This window comes from Pseudomonas flavescens (assembly GCF_013408425.1).
Classification (GTDB): domain Bacteria; phylum Pseudomonadota; class Gammaproteobacteria; order Pseudomonadales; family Pseudomonadaceae; genus Aquipseudomonas; species Aquipseudomonas fulva_A.
Genome location: NZ_JACBYV010000001.1, coordinates 967,950 through 985,290, shown reverse-complemented (window position 1 = coordinate 985,290; position 17,341 = coordinate 967,950). Strand labels below are relative to the sequence as shown.

Here is a 17,341-nt window from a genome sequence, read left to right as displayed (position 1 = left end):
GATTTACTCGTCAGCGCCCTTGTCGATCACTTTGCGACCACGGTAAACGCCTTCCGGCGATACGTGGTGACGCAGGTGAACTTCACCGGTGCTCTTCTCTACGGACAGAGCGTTACCCTCGAGCGCGTCATGCGAACGACGCATGTCACGGGCGGAACGGGATTTTTTGTTCTGCTGAACAGCCATACTAGTAAACTCCTAAACGTTTGGGTCACGCTTTAACTGTGCCAATACACTGAACGGGTTGGACCGCGTCACCCCGTCCTCGCTCGATTCGGGCTCATCAAGGCCCGCCGGCTGCTGGCAATCTTTCGGGTCATGAACCGGCACGATGGGCAAGGCGAGCAACAGCTCATCCTCGACCAATGCCAGCAGATCCAGAGGATCTTCACCCATTTCCAGTACGTCATAGCCTTGCGGCACGGACTGGGTATTCGCGCCTTCCTTCACCACAGCGTAATCACACTCGCTGAGGATCGGTAAGGTGACCTGATCCAGACAACGCTGGCAAACCATCTTGACTTCGACCTCCAGCTGGCTGTGTATGACCACAGCATGGCGCTCGTCACGCTCGAAGACGAACTTCGCGCGCACGTTGCCGCCATTATCGGCAAGAGGGTCGCAGAGCCGCGACAAATCGGCCAGCAGTAACTCACCCTGAAGGGTGGCACCACGATCGGCGAGTTTGCGTGGATCAACGTGAGGTGGAATCGGGCCATTTGACATAGGCGCCGCATTCTATGGATGCAACCGTGCGCTGTCAAAGGAAATTCCGCCTGTCCAGCCCCTTTGCCGACAGCTAGAATTCTCTGCCCATTGCACACCAGGTCAACGCCGATGTCATCCCTGGTTCTCGCCTCCAGCTCCCCCTACCGCCGCGAGCTGCTGAACCGTCTGCGCCAACCCTTCGAGTGGGCTGCGCCAAGCATCGATGAATCGCGCCGGCCTGACGAGTCCGCTGAGGCGCTGGTGCGTCGTCTGGCCAGGGAAAAAGCCCAGGCGCTGGCCGGGCGTTTCGCTTCGCACCTGATCATCGGCTCCGACCAGGTCGCCGTGCTCGATGGGCAGATACTCGGCAAACCCCACGATTACCAGCGCGCCCACGCACAACTCAGTGCGGCAAGCGGCAGGAGCGTCAGCTTTCTTACCGGCCTCGCGCTGCTCGACAGCCGCGACGGTTCCTGCCAGGTCGATTGCGTTCCTTATACGGTGCATTTTCGCACCCTGAGCGCAGAGCAGATAGAGCGCTATCTGAAAGCAGAAGAACCTTACGACTGCGCTGGCAGCTTCAAGGCCGAAGGCCTGGGCATCAGCCTGTTCCGCAGCACCGAGGGTGCCGACGTCAACAGCCTGATCGGCCTGCCCCTGATCCGCCTGGTCGAGATGCTCGACGTCGCCGGCTTACAGGTACCCTGAAATGCTTTCTTACAACTACTGAAACGCCAGGCTACGCCGTCTTCACGCCCCCACTCGGATACCGGCATTGCGCCAGCTCAAGGCTTTCAGGGCGGCGTGAATGCTGAAGCATCGGCCTGCCTGCAATTCTATCTAAGCTAATTCCTTTAAATTATTGGCCTCGTATTTTTTAGATCGCCTAGTTTGCCTCTACCGGATCACCGGACACCCTGCTGAACCCAGACCGTCCCGTGACCCGCCTCATCCGTGGCTGGCCACGCCATAGATGAGGCTTACCATGTCCCTGCTGCGTCCCATGCTGATCGCCGCCAGCCTGCTGCTCGCCCTGCCCCAGGCCCACGCTGAAAACCTGCGTATCGGCTACCAGAAGTCTTCGACCCTGATCAGCATCCTGAAAAGCCAGGGCACGCTGGAGAAGGCCCTGGCCGATCAGGACGTGACCATCAGCTGGCACGAATTCCCGAGTGGCCAGCCGCTGCTGGAATCCCTGAACGTCGGCAATATCGACCTGTCCGCCGACGTCGCCGATACCGTACCGGTATTCGCCCAGGCAGCCGGCGCCGAGCTCACCTACTTCGCCCAAGAAGCCCCCTCGCCGGGTGCCCAGGCGGTGATCGTGCGCGAAGACTCGCCGATCAAGACCCTGGCCGACCTCAAGGGCAAGCGAATTGCCGTCACCAAAGCCGCCGGTAGCCATTACCTGCTGATCGCCGCACTGGCCAAGGCCGGCCTCAAGTTCAGCGATATCCAGCCCGCCTACCTGACACCCGCCGACGGCCGCGCCGCCTTCGAGAACAAACGCGTGGATGCCTGGGTGACCTGGGAGCCCTTCCTCAGCGGCGCCCAGCAACAACTGCCGACCCGCACCCTGGCCGATGGCGAGGGCCTGGCGGACTACCAGCGCTATTACCTGACCAGTACCCGCTTCGCCAAAGCCAACCCCAAGGTGCTGGAAATCGTATTCGCCGAGCTGGAAAAGACCGGCGACTGGGTACGCAGCAACCCTCGTGAAGCCGCCGAGCTGCTCGGCCCGCTGTGGGGCAACCTGGACCCGGCCATCGTCGAGAAAGCCAACGCACGCCGCAGCTATCAGGTTCGCGCCGTGCTGCCGGGCAGCCTCAACGAGCAGCAGAAGATCGCCGACGCCTTCTACAAGGAAGGCCTGCTGCCCGCGCCAGTGGATGCCGTGGACGTCGCCACCTGGGCACCAGAGAAGCGCTGACAGCAGGGCGCATCGCAGGGAGGGCCAGGACGATCAATAAGAACTGCCACGACACAGCCCCAACAACGCCTATCGCATCAGATGAAAAGGAGCCTCACATGCACATTCGTTCCCTGTTCGGCGCCGGCGTGATCGCCGTCGCCAGCCTGCTTTCAGCGCCCACCTGGGCGGCCAGCGAGTTTCTGGTCAGCACCGACTGGCTGGAGAAGAACCTCGACAATCCTAAAGTACGCATCATCGAAGTCAGCGTGGTGCCTGGCGTGTATGAGCGCGGCCATATTCCCGGCGCGGTCAACCTGGCCTGGCACAGCGACCTCGTCGATCCGGTGAAACGTGACATCGCCAGCCAGGAAGCCCTGCAGAGCCTGCTGCGCAAATCCGGTGTTTCGAACGACACCACCACCATTCTCTACGGCGACAACAACAACTGGTTCGCCGCCTGGGGCGCCTGGGTGTTCGATGTCTACGGCGTGGAGAACGTGAAGCTGCTCGATGGCGGGCGAGTCAAATGGGAAGCGGAAAAACGCACCCTGAGCAACCGCGCCAGCAGCCCGGGCAACGGCAACGTCACCCTCAAGGCTGCCAACAAGGAGCTGCGCGCCTTCCTACCGGACGTACTGGCCGCCGCGGAAAAACGCAGCGACGCGCAACTGGTGGATATCCGTTCCGCCGACGAATACAACGGCAAGGTCTTCGCCCCGCAGGGCGTTCAGGAACTGGCCGTGCGCGCCGGCCACGTGCCGGGCGCCGTCAACGTTCCATGGGGCCAGGCAGTCGCTGCCGACGGCACCTTCAAGTCCGCTGAAGAGCTGAAGAAAGTCTACGCCGCCGTGGGCATCGACGGCAGCAAGCCGATCATCACCTACTGCCGTATCGGCGAGCGCTCCAGCCACACCTGGTTCGCCCTGAAGAAAATCCTCGGCTACGACGTGCGCAACTACGACGGCTCCTGGACAGAATACGGCAATGCCGTCGGCGTACCCGTGGTCAACGTCGCCGGCACGGTCTGGGGCGGCAAGTAACCCTCGGCAGAACACCCTTTGACGGGGCGGACGCGCCAGGCATGGCGTCCGCTCCTTTTTCATGGCCTGCCATCCATGGCGACCACCCTACGGGCCGTCGCAAGCGACGTTAAAAATCGCTCCCGGCGATTTTTCATGGGCGTCCTCGACGGGTCCCGTAGCCGGCGCTGAGCGAAGCGATATCCGGGATGTGCCCCCGATCACTACCTGCCCAATTCCACCCAACGGACAACCGTCAATGGAGCGACCTTCCATGCCCATCTTGCGCACCAGCAGCGCCACCCTGATTCTGTTCGCCCTGGGCATAGCCGCCTGGTTGCTGGCCACGCCGAGCAACGAAGGGCGGGCGCTGAGCTTTTCCCTGCTAGCAGGTGGCCTGTTCGGCGTACTGCTGCAGCGTTCGCGCTTCTGCTTCTTCTGCGTCAGCCGCGATTTCATCGAACGCCGCGACCCGCGCGGGCTGCTCGGCATTCTCGCCGCCCTGGCGGTCGGCACCCTGGGCTATCACGCGGCCTTCGGCGCTTTCCTGCCGGACCCTGCCAGTGGCCGCTTGCCGCCGGATGCCCACATCGGCCCGCTGAGCTGGGTACTGGCGCTGGGCGCCACTCTGTTCGGCCTCGGCATGGCAATTTCCGGGTCGTGCATCAGCGCCCACCTGTACCGTTTGGGCGAAGGCGCCCTGGCCTCGGTGCTGGCTCTGCTCGGTGCACTGGTGGGGTTCTTTTTAGGCTTTCTGAGCTGGAACACCCTGTACCTGGCGAGCATTCAGGGGGCACCGGTGATCTGGCTGCCGGCTCAACTCGGTTATGGCGGCTCGTTGCTGCTGCAACTGGCGCTGCTTGGCGGCCTGGCGCATCTGCTGCTGCGCTACCGCAAGGATCAGGAACCCCGGCAAGCGCACGATGGCCTGCGTGAGCTGCTGTTCGGCGCACGCTGGCCAACCTGGGTTGGCGGCATCCTCATCGGCACACTGGCGCTGGCGGCCTACCTGCGCGTCGGCCCGCTGGGCGTCACCGCCGAGCTCGGCAGCCTGGCACGCACCGCCGCCAATGGCCTGGGCTGGCTGCCCGAACGCCTGGAAGGCCTGGACGGTTTTTCCGGCTGCGCCACGGTGGTGAAAGAAACCCTGCTGTCGAACAATGGCCTGTTCATTCTCGGTCTGGTCCTCGCCGCCTGGGCCAGCGCCCTGCTCGCCGGCGATTGCGCACCGCGCTGGCCAGGCGCCCGGGAAGCGCTGCGCAACGTGGTCGGGGGCATACTGCTCGGTCTGGGCGGCATGCTCGCACTCGGCTGCACCGTCGGCACCCTGCTCTCCGGCATCATGGCCGGCGCCGCCTCCGGCTGGCTGTTCGCCGTGTTCTGCTTCATCGGCCTGATCGCCGGGCTGCGCCTGCGCAGGGTGATTGGCTAACGACAAAAACCGCAATCGTGAAATCCTGTAGGGTGGGTCACGCTCTATCGACCCACCAGGCCATTCAATACCGATGGTGGCTGGCGAACATCGATACGCCTTTGAACTGCGCTCCGAACGGTGATCGCAATGGTGGATGAAAAGAGCGTCGGCTACGCGCCCCGATCCACCCTACGGGCTGAAGCCCACCCTACTTCCCAGGGGCATGAACCGTAGGGTGGCGCTTTAGCCCACCAAAACCGTTCAACACCGACGGTGGCTGGCTGTTTAAAGCATGCGGTTCGGGGCTTTGGGCTGTGGGCGTTGTCGGTGGTGGGCTGAAGCCCACCCTACTTCCAAGGGGCATGAACCGTAGGGTGGTGCTTTAGCCCACCAAAGCCATTCAACCCGATGGTGGCTGGCTGTTTAAAGCATGCGGTTCGGGGCTTTGGGCTGTGGGTGTTGTCGGTGGTGGGCTGAAGCCCACCCTACTTCCAAGGGGCATGAACCGTAGGGTGGCGCTTTAGCCCACCAAAGCCATTCAACACCGACGGTGGCTGGTGGCTCAGAGCATGCGATTCGGAGCTTCGGGCTGTGGGCGTTGTCGGTGGTGGGCTGAAGCCCACCCTACTTCCAAGGGGCATGAACCGTAGGGTGGTGCTTTAGCCCACCAAAGCCATCAACCCGATGGTGGCTGGTGGCTCAAAGCATGCGGCTCGGAGCTTCGGGCTGTGCGCGCTGTCGGTGGTGGGCTGAAGCCCACCCTACTCCGCTGCGCCTGCGCAAGGTGATTGGCTAACGACAAAACCGCAATCGTGAAATCCTGTGGGGTGGGTCACGCTCTATCGACCCACCAGGCCATTCAATACCGATGGTGGCTGGCGACATCGATACGCCCTTGAACTGCGCTCCGAGCGGGGATCGCAATGGTGGATGAAAAGAGCGCCGGCCACGCGCCCCGATCCACCCTACGGGCTGAAGCCCACCCTACTTCCAAGGGGCATGAACCGTAGGGTGGCGCTTTAGCCCACCAAAGCCGTTCAACACCGATGGTGGCTGGTGGCTCAAAGCATGCGGCTCGGAGCTTCGGGCTGTGCGCGTTGTCGGTGGTGGGCTGAAGCCCACCCTACTTCCAAGGAGCATGAACCGTAGGGTGGTGCTTTAGCCCACCAAAGCCGTCCAACACCGATGGTGGCTGGCTATTCAGAGCATGCGGCTCGGAGCTTTGGGCTGTGGGTGTTGTTGGTGGTGGGCTGAAGCCCACCCTACTTCCAAGGGGCATGAACCGTAGGGTGGTGCTTTAGCCCACCAAAGCCGTTCAACACCGATGGTGGCTGGTGGCTCAAAGCATGCGGCTCGGAGCTTGGGCTGTGGGCGTTGTCGGTGGTGGGCTGAAGCCCCACCCTACTCGCTGTTGGTGGGTTATGTACTCAACCGCTCCCATAACCCGCTGCGGCGCTCGACGCGGCGCCCGATGGCGGTTTCGAATACGCCGGCGCGGCTTTCGATGAGGCTGAAGCAATCCCGGGCGCGGGTGATGCCGGTATAGACCAGCTCCTTGGTCAGCACCGGGTTGAGGTTATCCGGCAGCACCAGGGCGCAATGGGCGAACTCCGAGCCCTGGGATTTGTGCACGGTCATGGCGAACACGGTTTCCACGGCGCCGAGGCGACTGGGCAGGATCGAGCGCAGGCCGCCCGAGCCGTCGTTGCGCGGGAACACCACGCGCAAGGCCGAGCGCAACGGGCCGCCCTCCTCCAGCGCCGGCTCGGGCAATCGCAAGGCGATGCCGATATCGCCATTCATCAGCCCCAACCCGTAGTCGTTGCGCGTGACCAGCACCGGCCGGCCTTCGTACCAGCCGTGCTCCTGTTCGATCAGCCCACGCTGCAGCAGCGCGTGGGCGATGCGCCCGTTGAGCGCCTCGACGCCCCAGGGGCCCTTGCGCACCGCACACAGCAGTTGAAAACGATCGAACGCCGCCAGCACTCTGGCGGCCCAGGCATCCCAGCGCTCCTCACCGTCGGACAGCCCGGGGCGCTGCTCACGGAGAATGCTCAGGTAGTCGGCATAGCCCACCGGGCGTTGCTCACCGCCTGGCAAACCATCGAGCAGCAAGCGTTCGAAGGCGCGATCCTGCTCGCCCGTCAGACGCAACTGGTGCAGATCCGCGCCACCGGCAGCCAGCACCTCGCGAGCCTCCATGGCCGCACCGCGATTCACCGCCAAAGCCAGACGCCCGATACCGGAGCCCCCGGCGAAGCGCCGGGAGTGACGGAGCATGACGATGTGCTGCGACAGCGCCCGCTCTCCCACCTGCAACTGTGCGTCGTCAATCCGCTCGCCAGTCTGCCGCGCCAGCCACTCGCCGGTGGCGTGACTGTAACCGCCCAGCTCGGCATCACGGCACAAATCGCCGAGCACCGCGCCCGCCTCCACCGACGCCAGCTGGTCCTTGTCGCCGAGCAGGATCAGCCGCGCATGGGTCGGCAGCGCATCGAGCAGATTGGCCATCATTTCCAGGTCGATCATCGAGGCTTCGTCGACCACCAGCACATCCAGCGGCAGCGGATTGGCGGCGTGATGACGGAAGTGCCGACTGTCCGGCCGACTGCCCAACAGACGGTGCAGGGTGGTGACCGTCTTGGGGATCTGCTCGCGCACCGTTTCGCTGACGGGCAGCGTCGCCACTTGCGCACCGATGGACTCGGTCAGCCGCGCCGCCGCCTTGCCGGTAGGCGCCGCCAGGCTCAGGCGCAACGGCGCGCCCTGATCCAGCGCGGCCGCCTGCAGCAGCGCCAGCAGGCGTACCACTGTGGTGGTCTTGCCCGTGCCGGGGCCGCCGGTGATCAGCGTGAAGCGCCCCCGTGCCGCCAGGGCGCAGGCCAGTTTCTGCCAGTCGGTGAGGCGCTGACCGCCCAGCTCCAGGGGCTCGGGAAACAGCACCGCCAGGCGCTGAGCGAGATCGGCCGGCGCATCTGACGGGGCCTGCAAGCGCTCGCCGATATCAGCAGCGACGCTGCGCTCGTAATCCCAGTAGCGGCGCAGATACAGGCAGGTGCCGCGTAGCACCAGCGGCGCGACCTCATCCTCGGCATCGTGCAGCAGCGCGCTGTTCGCGCAGGCCGCCAGCCAGGCATCTGCGCTCAGACCGGCCAGCACCTCGGAAGGCAGCAGGCTGACGCCCTCGGCGTCCTCGCCTTCCGGCGGCAGCGACAGCGCCGAATCCGGATCGGCCAGGGTGGTCTGCAGGTCGAGGCACACATGCCCCTGGCCCAGTTGATGGCTGGCCAGCGCCGCTGCCAGCAGCAGCAAGGGCGATGCCTCGGGGTCGAGCTCGGCGAAGAAATGCGCCAGGGTACGATCCAGCTCGCGCAGCCAGCCGCGCTCGCTCCAGGCGGCCAGCAGGGCGAACAGACCGTCACGGTTGTCGAGCATCGGCGTCATGCCAGTACCTCCACGGGCTCGCCGAGAAACAGCGCGTCCAGTTTTTCGATCAGCGCCCGCTCCGGCCGCGCCAAATATTGCCCGGCCCCCGGCGCACGGAGGAACAGGTACAGCGCCCCGCCCATGTGCCGATCGTAGTCGTAATCGGCCAGGCGCAGCCGCAAGTGGCGATGCAGCGCCAGCACGTACAGCACGTACTGCAGATCGTAGCGATGGCTGGCCACGGCAGCGCTCATGGCCTCAGCGGTATAGGCCTGCTCGTCGGCGCCCAGCCAGTTGGACTTGTAGTCGACCACGTAGTAGCGGCCCTCATGCTCGAACACCAGGTCGATAAACCCCTTGAACATGCCATTCAAGGTATCCGGGCTCAGTTGCGGGCGCGCCACGCCGGGCATTTCAGCGCGTTGTACCAGCGCATCCAGACGCAGCACGTCGACCCGCCGGGCCTCGAACCAGAACTCCAGCTCCGCCTGGTACTCGCCCAGGGTCGCCAGGCTCACTGACTGGCCATTACCCAGCGCCATGGGCTGCACCAGCAGGCCCTGCAGCCACAGCCACAGCGGCTCGATCCAGCTTGCCAGGCCGCGTCGCTGACAACGCCGCGCCAGGTGTTCGCGCAGCACGTCCGGCGCTGCCGCCATCTCCGCGAAGCCTTGCGCCGCAGCGATTTCCAGCAGGCCATGGAGGAAGGTGCCAGGGTTCGGCCCGCGTGGAAAACGGTGCAGCCCCTGGGCGGAGACCGGAATCTGCTCCAGCGCCAGTGCCGGGCGCTCGTCGTCACTGGCGATCTGCACGGCCGAGCTGTCCGGTGAAACGTCGTCGTGGCGATCGAGCGTACTGGCCTCGCCCTCCTGCATGCGCAAGGCACTGTAGGAGGCGATCCACCAATGCTCGGCAGCACGCCGTGATGGCGTGCGCCACTGCGGCTCGAACGCGTTGGCATCCTGCGCACGGTACTGCTGCTCACTGGCAACCGGTGCGGGCAGCACCACGCAACGGGGTGGATCGGCCAGCGGGCTCAGCCAGTCGCTCAGTTGCGCGCTCTGCGCCAGGGGCTGCCCGCCGCCGAGCAGATAACCGAGCGCGCACTGGTGCAGCCGCGAGGTCTTGGCGGTACCGATCTTCAGGTCAGCGATACCCAGCCAGCAGGCGTGCTGGGCGCGGGTCAATGCCACGTAGAGCAGGCGCAGGTCCTCGCCCAGACGCTCCTGCTCGGCCTGAGCCAGGCTGGCCTCGTCGGGTTTGAGCAGCAGGCGGCGGCGCTCGCCGTCGTGGACCTGCACCGGTTTCTTGTCGTCCAGCGGGCGGAAGGAACAGATGAAGGGCAGGAACACCAGCGGGTATTCCAGGCCCTTGGATTTGTGGATGGTCACCACGCGCACCAGCGCATCGTCGCTTTCCAGGCGCAGCACCTGCTCCTCGGCAGCCTGACCGCGCCCGGCCAGGGACTCGCCAAGATGACGGATCAGCGCCAGTTCGCCGTCCAGTTCGGCGGCGGCCAGCTGCAGCAACTCGGCCAGGTGCAGCAGATTGGTCAGCACCCGTTCGCCGTCAGGACGGCTCATCAGTCGCTGTGGCAGGCCGAAATCCTGTAGCAACTGGCGCAACATCGGCAGCACGCCCTGGCGCTGCCAGCGCTGGCGATAACCACGGAATTGCATGACCCGCGCCTCCCAGAAGCGCTCGTCGAGGTTCAGCTGTTCCAGCTCGGTGAGGCTCAGGCCCAGGGTCGAACTGGCCAGTGCCGCGCGCAGCGGGCGATCCTGATCGGGCTCGGCGCAGGCGCGCAGCCACAGCAACAGGTCATGGGCTTCCACGGTGTCGAACACCGAATCCTTGTCCGACAGGTACACGCTGCGTACGCCACGCATGGCCAGCTCGCCACGAATCGCCTGGGCTTCCTTGAAATCGCGCACCAGCACGGCGATGTCGCTGGGCCGCAGGGCCGTCAGCGTTTCGCCTTTGATGAAACCAGCACGTTGCTGCTGGCCAAGCACCAGCAAGCGGACGATTTCTGCCGCGGCGCTACCGGCCAGGGCGTCCAGATAACGTCCCTTGGCGACCGCCTCGTCGCTGGGCAGTTGCCAGAGGTTGAGCGCCGGCTGCGCCTCGCTCTCGACCGTCCAGACTTCCTTGCGCCCCTGAGCGCCGACCGCAATGAACGGCAGGTCGTCACGCAGCAGAAAGGCACCCTGCCCGTCCTCGCGTGACTCGGCCAGCTGGAACAGCCCGTTGACCGCTTCGACCATGTGCTCGCTGGAGCGGAAGTTGGTGTCCAGGTTGTAGTGTCGCCCGGCGGTGGCACGGCGTGCACGCAGGTAGGTGTGGATGTCCGCGCCGCGGAAGGAATAGATGGCCTGCTTGGGGTCGCCGATCATGAACAGGCCGCAATCGTCGCGATTCGCCTCCACCTGATAGAGGGTGTCGAAGATGCGGTATTGCAGCGGGTCGGTGTCCTGAAATTCGTCGATCAGTGCCACCGGGAACTGCTGACGTATCACCTCGGCCAGGCGCGGGCCGCTGTCGCTCTGCAGGGCGTCGTCCAGGCGGGTGAGCATGTCGTCGAAACCCATCTCGGCGCGCTGGCGTTTCTCGCGGTCGAAGCGCTGACGGATCCAGGCGGCGGCGTGGCGCAGCGCGGCATCGCCCGGTGCGGGCAGCCCATCGAGCTGCGCCTTGAGCGTGGCCATGGCATCCAGTGCCGGATGCGCAGGCGGCGCCCCCACCTTCCAGGCCTCGGCCAGGCCGTGCGGGGTCAGCCGCGTGAAGCCGGTGCCGATATCCAGTACTTCATCATCGCCCAGGGCCCAGGCGCGCAGCTTGTCGAACCAGGGCACGTAGAAACGCGCCTGCAGCTTTCTGGCATCGACCTGCTTTCCGGCCGCCGCCTGGTCGAGCAGGCCCTGCAACTCGTCGACCCAGGCTGCCCAGGGTTGTTTGAGGGCGATCAGCGCGCGCTGACGCGCCTGCAAGGTTCCATCCAGCAGATCGCCCAGCGCCAGGGCGGCGCCATCGTCGTCCTCGCCGAGCAGCGGGCGAATGCGCATGCCCAGCTCGTCCGGCGCGCCCCAGTTCTCCGCCACCCATTCGAGGGCCAGGCCCTGCAGCGGGTAGCAGTGCTGGCGCCAATAGTCGCGCACCACCTCGGCGAGCAGCTCGCTGTGGTCGGTTTCCAGGGTCTGGCTGAACAGGCTGCCGCTGTCGAAGGCGTGTTCACGCAGCATGCGCTGGCACCAGCCGTGAATGGTCGACACCGCCGCCTCGTCCATCCATTGCGCAGCCAGCTCCAGGCGCCGGGCGCACTCCGGCCATTCGGCGCAGGCGAAGTCGGCCTTCAGGGTCGCCAGCAAGGCGTCACCCTCGGCATCACCGCGAAACACCGTGGCCGCCTCTACCAGGCGCGCCCGGATGCGGTCACGCAATTCACGGGTGGCGGCGTCGGTGAAGGTCACCACGAGAATCTGCGGCGGCAGCAGTGGCTCGCGAAAGGCGGCTTCACCGCCATGCTGGAGGATCAGGCGCAGGTACAGCGCCGAGATGGTGTAGGTCTTGCCGGTACCGGCGCTGGCCTCGATCAGGCGGCTGCCGTGCAGCGGAAAACGCAGCGCCAGGGGACGTGTTGACTGGCTCATGGCTGGTGGTCCTTGAGTTCGGCAATGTCTGCATCGAGCAATGATTTGTAGAGCACGGCCCCCCAGTGGGCGAACTGACCGTTTTGCAGCAGGGCATCGAAGCCCGGGTACTGGCGAGCCAGACTGGCGCTCTGCTGCACTTCACCCGTGACCAGGTGGCCGCCTTCGTAGACCTTGCGCGCGGCGTCTATCGCCTTGTCCTCATCCTCGTCCTTGTCGAGCAGGGCGAACCAGGCCGCTACCGTTCTGATCGCCACCGGCAGCGGTGCCTGCATGCCCTCGGCATAGGCTTCCAGCCACTGGCGCAGGATGCGCTCGCCCTCGGCCCGAGCCAGCGGCTCGAAGGCCAGGCGCACGTCTTCGGCGACCAGCAGGGTGGTGAGTGGGTGCCCGCAGGCCGCGGCCACCACATGGCTGACCCAGGGTCTGAGCAGGCGGTGCCACTTCAGCGAGCGATCCTTGCGCTTCAGGCCACCCGCTTGCAGCTCCAGGCGCGCCAGGGCATCGCCGGCAGTGCGCAGTTCGCCGAGCCAGTCTTCGAGTTCCAGGCCGGCATGGGCGAAGCTCAGGCGAATCGGCGACGGCAGAGGCTCGGGCCAGCACGCCAGCAGGGCTTCGTAACCACGCAGTTGCTCCGGCATCGGCTCGAGCAGTTGCGCGCGCAGACGATCACCGAAGCCCGCCACCGGCAGCAGACCGCTGCGCTGAATGCGCCGCGCGGCCCGCGTCAGCGCCGCGTCGACACCCTGGTTCTCTTGCAGCGCCAGGGCTGCAGCCTGCAGCAGCGCCTGCTGGATCTGGTGACGCTGCAAGCCATCCAGGGCGAAGGGCTCGCTATCCAGCTCGGCCTGCTCGGTTTCGTCCAGGTGCACCTTGAGGCGCACGGTGAAGAAGTGCTTCACCGGGTCGCGCAGAAAGCGCTGCAGTTTTTCCAGATTGAGCGCGGCATCCGCCAGGTAGGCACCCAGTGGCTGCTCGAGCGGCTGGGCCACCGGTGCACGGTGCGATGCGGCCCATTCGTGCACATAGCTGAACAGCGGCCCGCTGCCGGAAAAGTAACGGCGGCTGAAGGGTTGCAGCGGGTGTTCGGTGGTCAGGGCGTGGAGCAGATCGCCGTTGCCCGCCAGGCGCCAGGCGCTGGCCAGGTGGTCGCGCAACTGGCCGACCAGCACCGAAGGCGGTCGCTCGGTGTTGTCGCGAATGCTGCGCCCGACCCAACTGATGTACAGGCGCTCGCGCACCGCCAGCAGCGCCTCGAGCAGCAGGTAGCGATCGTCCTCACGGCGCGAGCGATCGCCGGGGCGGTAGTCGCCGCCCATCAGGTCGAAGTCCAGCGGCGCCTGGCTGCGCGGGTAATCGCCATCGTTCATGCCCAGCAGGCACAGGTGACGAAACGGGATGGCGCGCATCGGCATCAGCGTGCAGACGTTCACCGCGCCCGCCAGGAAGCGCTGGCTGAGGCCACCCTGGTCGAGCCCGCCCAGCCAGGCCTCACGGACCACGGCCAGCGGCAGGGCCTCTTCCAGCGTGGCCGCTTCGCAGAGTTCCAGCCAGCTCTCCAGCGCATCCTGGGCCTGGTTGCGCAGTACCTCGTCGCGCTCGTCCTGGGGCAGGAAGAAGTCGTCCAGCAGCGCTCGCAGACGCTCGCCCCAGGTCACCGGCAGCAGCGTCTCGGCAAGGCTGCCGCAATGCGTTTCCAGCACGTCCAGCAGGCGTGTCAGCGGGCCGATCAGCGCGGCATCCAGGCCGCCGATCTCATCAAAGGGCTCGATGCCCGCACGCGCACCGGCACCACCCACGGCGTAGCCGAGCAGCATGCGCCGCAGGCCGAAGCGCCAGCTGTTCTGCTCCAGCCCGGCCCCCAGGCCAAGGCCTTCGCGCTGCTCGGCATCCAGCCCCCAACGCACGCCAGCGCCCTCTAGCCAGCGGCGTAGCACCGACAGCTGGTCTTCGGGAATGGCGAAGCGGGCTCGCACCGCGGCCACGTCCAGCAGGTCGAGAATCTCGCTGACGCTGAAGCGGCTGTCGGGCAGGCGCAGCAGATGCTCCAGGGCGATCACCAGGGGCTCCTTGCCGCGCAGCCCCTGGTCCGCCAGGGTGAAGGGAATGAAACGCGGATCGTCGCTGGCGAACTGGCCGAACACCGCGCGAATCTGCGCCGCGTAGCTGTTCACGTCGGGCACCATGACGATGATGTCCCGAGGGCGCAGCGTCGGGTCCGCGCTGAACGCCGCCAGCAGATGATCGTGCAACACCTCCACCTCGCGCTGGGCGCTGTGGGCGACATGAAAGCGCAGAGAGCGATCCTGCTCGGGGTCGACAGCGGGCCAATGCGTGCGGCTCTCTTCCACCGGGCGCAGGTCGAGAATGTCGTTCTGCAGCTGGCCGAGCAGCGTGCCCTCGTTCATCGTGCTGAACAGGTCGATGCGCTCGAAATGCTCACGGTAGCGCTGCGGCTCGTCGTACTGATCCAGCAGGTTGATGTAATCGCGCCCCTGCTTGCCCCAGGAGGCCAGCAGCGGCTGGCCGTGCTGATGCAGCTCCACGGCGTCGAACAGCCCCAGTTGACCGACTTGCCCAGCCTGCCCGCCCGACTTGCGCTTGTGCCGGCGATACTCGTGGCGCAGCAGGTCCTTGTCTTCGACGATATCGCCCCAGTGGTGCTGCGACGGGTTCTGCACGTAGAGCATCACCTGGCTGAAGCGCGCCATGGCCGCCAGCGCCTCGAGCATCTGCGCCGGCAGTGAAGAGATACCGAACACCGTGACCCGGCGTGGCAGGCCACGGGGCGGCGCATCCAGCTCCGCCAGCCTGGCGACGAAGCGCGGGTGCACGCCCGCCCGGCTCTGGGCCAGGTGCTCATCGCCAACATCGGCCAGCAACGTGCGCCACAGCAGGGGTTGCCACAGCGCGCTTTCGTCCATCTCGTGCACGCCGCCACGGGCGGTGCGCAACTGATCGCGCCCTTCGGCCCAGTCCGCCAGCCAGTCGGCGCGGTACACCTGGTACTGGTCGAACAGATCGGCCAGGCGCTCGGCCAACTGGTGGCGCTTGCGCAGGTCGGCATCGTCCGCCAGAAAGCGCCGCAGCGGTGCGAAACAGGGCTCGCTCAACAGGCTCGGCAGCAGGCGCATCAACCGCCAGGTCAGCGGCGCCTTGTCCAGCGGCGACTGCTGGGGAATCGCCTCGCTGCCCAGCACGCTGCGGTAGGCCTGCCAGAGAAAGCGTGCCGGCAGGCTCACATCCGTGGCCGCGGCGATACCACAGCCCTCCTGCTCGGCCAGGGCCAGCTTGAGCCACTGGGCAAAACCGTTGCTCTGCACCAGCAGTACCTCGTTCTCCAGCGGGCGCAGCGGGTACCGACGCATCCACTCCACCGCCAGGGCGCGCAGCTCCTCGAGGCGGTTGCCATGGATCACGATCAGACCGGGGTTCAGCGCCGACATGGATGGGGTTCCTGAGTGTGCAGAATCAGACGGTGAATGATGACAGAGCGAGGCGCCAGAGTGTGACGCAAAGAGGCAATTGATTGGCTGGCGAAGGCACAGCGGCCATATCAGCCGCACAGCGGATTCCCTATCCATGCCTGCACTCTCGCGTGGCCCCATGGGTGATCACCGGCCCATTGGGAAAACGCTGATCCTGCCTGAGGTGCCCGCATTGCAGAGCGAATCTGAACAACCCAAGCACAAAGCCCCGACCATCCGGGGAGAGGGTCGGGGCTTCATGCGGTGTCAGCGAAGAGAGCAGCAATGGCCTGGGGCCCGGGCATGCCAGGAATACGCGCTGACTCAGCGGTACGACAGTCCCTTTTGTTCGCAACCAATGCCAGGTCAGCGGCAACCGCCGAAACGTCCGCTACCCGCCTGCCGTGACCTAGAACAGGCCAAGCGTGTAGCTGACGATCAGCCGGTTCTCGTCGATGTCGGTGCGGTAGTTGGAGCGCGCCGTAACATTGCGCCAGCGCAGCCCCAGCCCCGCTAACGGGCCACTCTGCACCACATACGCTAGATCCAGATCGCGCTCCCAGTCCTCGCCTTCATAGCCCTGCCCGGTACGCACATTGTCACCCGTGACGTAACGCAAGGTACTGGTCAAGCCAGGGATGCCAAGCACGGAGAAATCGTAGTCATGGCGCACCTGCCAGGAGCGCTCACCGGGCGCGGCGAATTCGTAGGTGGGCAAGGTGTTGCCCATCGGGTTGGTATTGGCGCCAACCTGAATGAAGCCGTCATCACCGTCGATCCGCTGATGCCCTACATAGACGGTGTGACCACCATGCCTGGCCGAGAACAGCGCGAAGACTGCCTGGTTGTCGAGCTTGCCGGCGATGCTGCGCCCTTCGTCACGGCTATCGAAGTACCCCGCGCTCACCCCCAGCGTCCAGTCGCCAAGAGGCTCGGCATGCTTGAAACTGTAGAACCGCTGCTGATAGATGTCCTGCAATTGCGCCTGCCAGATGCCGACGCTGGTGCGTTTGGCGTTGAAACTGTAATCCGCACCGGCGTAGTTGAAGCGGTCACTGGTGAAGCGGGCGATACGTGCCGGGTTGACGGGGTCGTTGATCAGCCCGTGCATCTCCTGGCGATCCGTCGAGTCGCGCAGGCTGGTAGAACGCATCTGCCCAGCCTGCAGCGTCAGCCCCTCGATCTCGTTGGATACCAGCGCAGCCCCCTGATAGGTCGGCGGTAGCAAACGCAGATCACTGTGTAACAGCACGGGAAGATGGGGCCGCAATTCACCGACCTTGAGTTCGGTACGCGACAACTTCACCTTCAGGGCTGCACCCATGCGCCCATATTCATGGGCTCCCCGACCGTCGTGCACCGGCAGCAGACCACTGCTGGTACGCCCGCGACCGCTATCGAGCTTGATGCCATAGAGCCCCAGCACATCCACACCAAAGCCAACCGGGCCACGGGTGTACCCCGAACGGAAATCGAAGATGAACCCCTGGGCCCACTCCTGGGTTCTCGATTGCGTGCTGCTACCGACGATCCCGGAATAATCGCGGCTGAAAAAATAATTGCGCAGTTGCAGGTCAGCTTGGGAGTCCTCCATGAATCCGCCCTCCTCGGCCTGAGCGGACAGACCCAGCCCTGCGACCAGACAGCCCCCGACAACACGACGCATGCAAGTCATGATCGACACTCCAAAAAGACGAACGCAAACGCACGCCTTGGAAAAAATGGCGTGAGAATGAAAAAGATGG

General features: G+C 65.3%; 10 protein-coding genes. 4 read left to right on the top strand and 6 right to left on the bottom strand.

Features of this window, described 5'->3' with window-relative positions:
* Positions 1–3 precede the first annotated feature (3 nt).
* Entirely contained in the window at positions 4–186 is a 183-nt protein-coding gene (gene rpmF / locus FHR27_RS04225) for a 50S ribosomal protein L32 (RefSeq protein WP_025167420.1), read from the bottom strand.
* 12 nt (positions 187–198) lie between these two features.
* A complete protein-coding gene (locus FHR27_RS04220; RefSeq protein ID WP_042556700.1) occupies positions 199–726 on the bottom strand; it encodes a YceD family protein in 528 nt (175 codons plus the stop codon).
* A gap of 111 nt (positions 727–837) precedes the next feature.
* Between FHR27_RS04220 and FHR27_RS04215 the strand changes: the two genes are divergently transcribed.
* The 4 genes from FHR27_RS04215 (at position 838) to FHR27_RS04200 (ending at position 5,071) form a co-directional block, all read left to right on the top strand.
* Positions 838–1,416, top strand: coding sequence for a Maf family protein (locus FHR27_RS04215; protein WP_179537881.1), 579 nt, complete (start codon positions 838–840; stop codon positions 1,414–1,416).
* A 277-nt stretch (positions 1,417–1,693) separates the two neighbouring features.
* A complete protein-coding gene (locus FHR27_RS04210) occupies positions 1,694–2,638 on the top strand; it encodes an aliphatic sulfonate ABC transporter substrate-binding protein (RefSeq protein ID WP_197077073.1) in 945 nt (314 codons plus the stop codon).
* Between the two features lie 98 nt (positions 2,639–2,736).
* Positions 2,737–3,660, top strand: a complete 924-nt coding sequence (locus tag FHR27_RS04205; RefSeq protein ID WP_179537879.1) for a sulfurtransferase — start codon at positions 2,737–2,739, stop codon at positions 3,658–3,660.
* 253 nt (positions 3,661–3,913) lie between these two features.
* Positions 3,914–5,071 carry a YeeE/YedE family protein gene (locus tag FHR27_RS04200; protein WP_257026810.1) on the top strand — a complete coding sequence of 386 codons (1,158 nt, stop codon included), beginning with the start codon at positions 3,914–3,916 and terminating at the stop codon, positions 5,069–5,071.
* 1,401 nt (positions 5,072–6,472) lie between these two features.
* On the opposite strand, the gene recD is transcribed toward FHR27_RS04200, so the two are convergent.
* The 4 genes from recD to FHR27_RS04180 all read right to left on the bottom strand — a co-directional run bounded on the left by recD (position 6,473) and on the right by FHR27_RS04180 (position 17,271).
* Entirely contained in the window at positions 6,473–8,497 is a 2,025-nt protein-coding gene (gene recD / locus FHR27_RS04195) for an exodeoxyribonuclease V subunit alpha (protein WP_042556705.1), read from the bottom strand.
* Positions 8,494–12,129 carry an exodeoxyribonuclease V subunit beta gene (recB, locus tag FHR27_RS04190; protein WP_179537877.1) on the bottom strand — a complete coding sequence of 1,212 codons (3,636 nt, stop codon included), beginning with the start codon at positions 12,127–12,129 and terminating at the stop codon, positions 8,494–8,496. The genes recD and recB overlap by 4 nt, the downstream gene beginning before the upstream one ends.
* Positions 12,126–15,575 carry an exodeoxyribonuclease V subunit gamma gene (gene recC / locus FHR27_RS04185; protein WP_179537876.1) on the bottom strand — a complete coding sequence of 1,150 codons (3,450 nt, stop codon included), beginning with the start codon at positions 15,573–15,575 and terminating at the stop codon, positions 12,126–12,128. The genes recB and recC overlap by 4 nt, the downstream gene beginning before the upstream one ends.
* Positions 15,576–16,005: 430 nt before the next feature.
* Complete coding sequence (locus FHR27_RS04180; RefSeq protein WP_373565113.1) at positions 16,006–17,271, bottom strand: OprD family porin; 1,266 nt, start codon at positions 17,269–17,271, stop codon at positions 16,006–16,008.
* Positions 17,272–17,341: the final 70 nt, after the last annotated feature.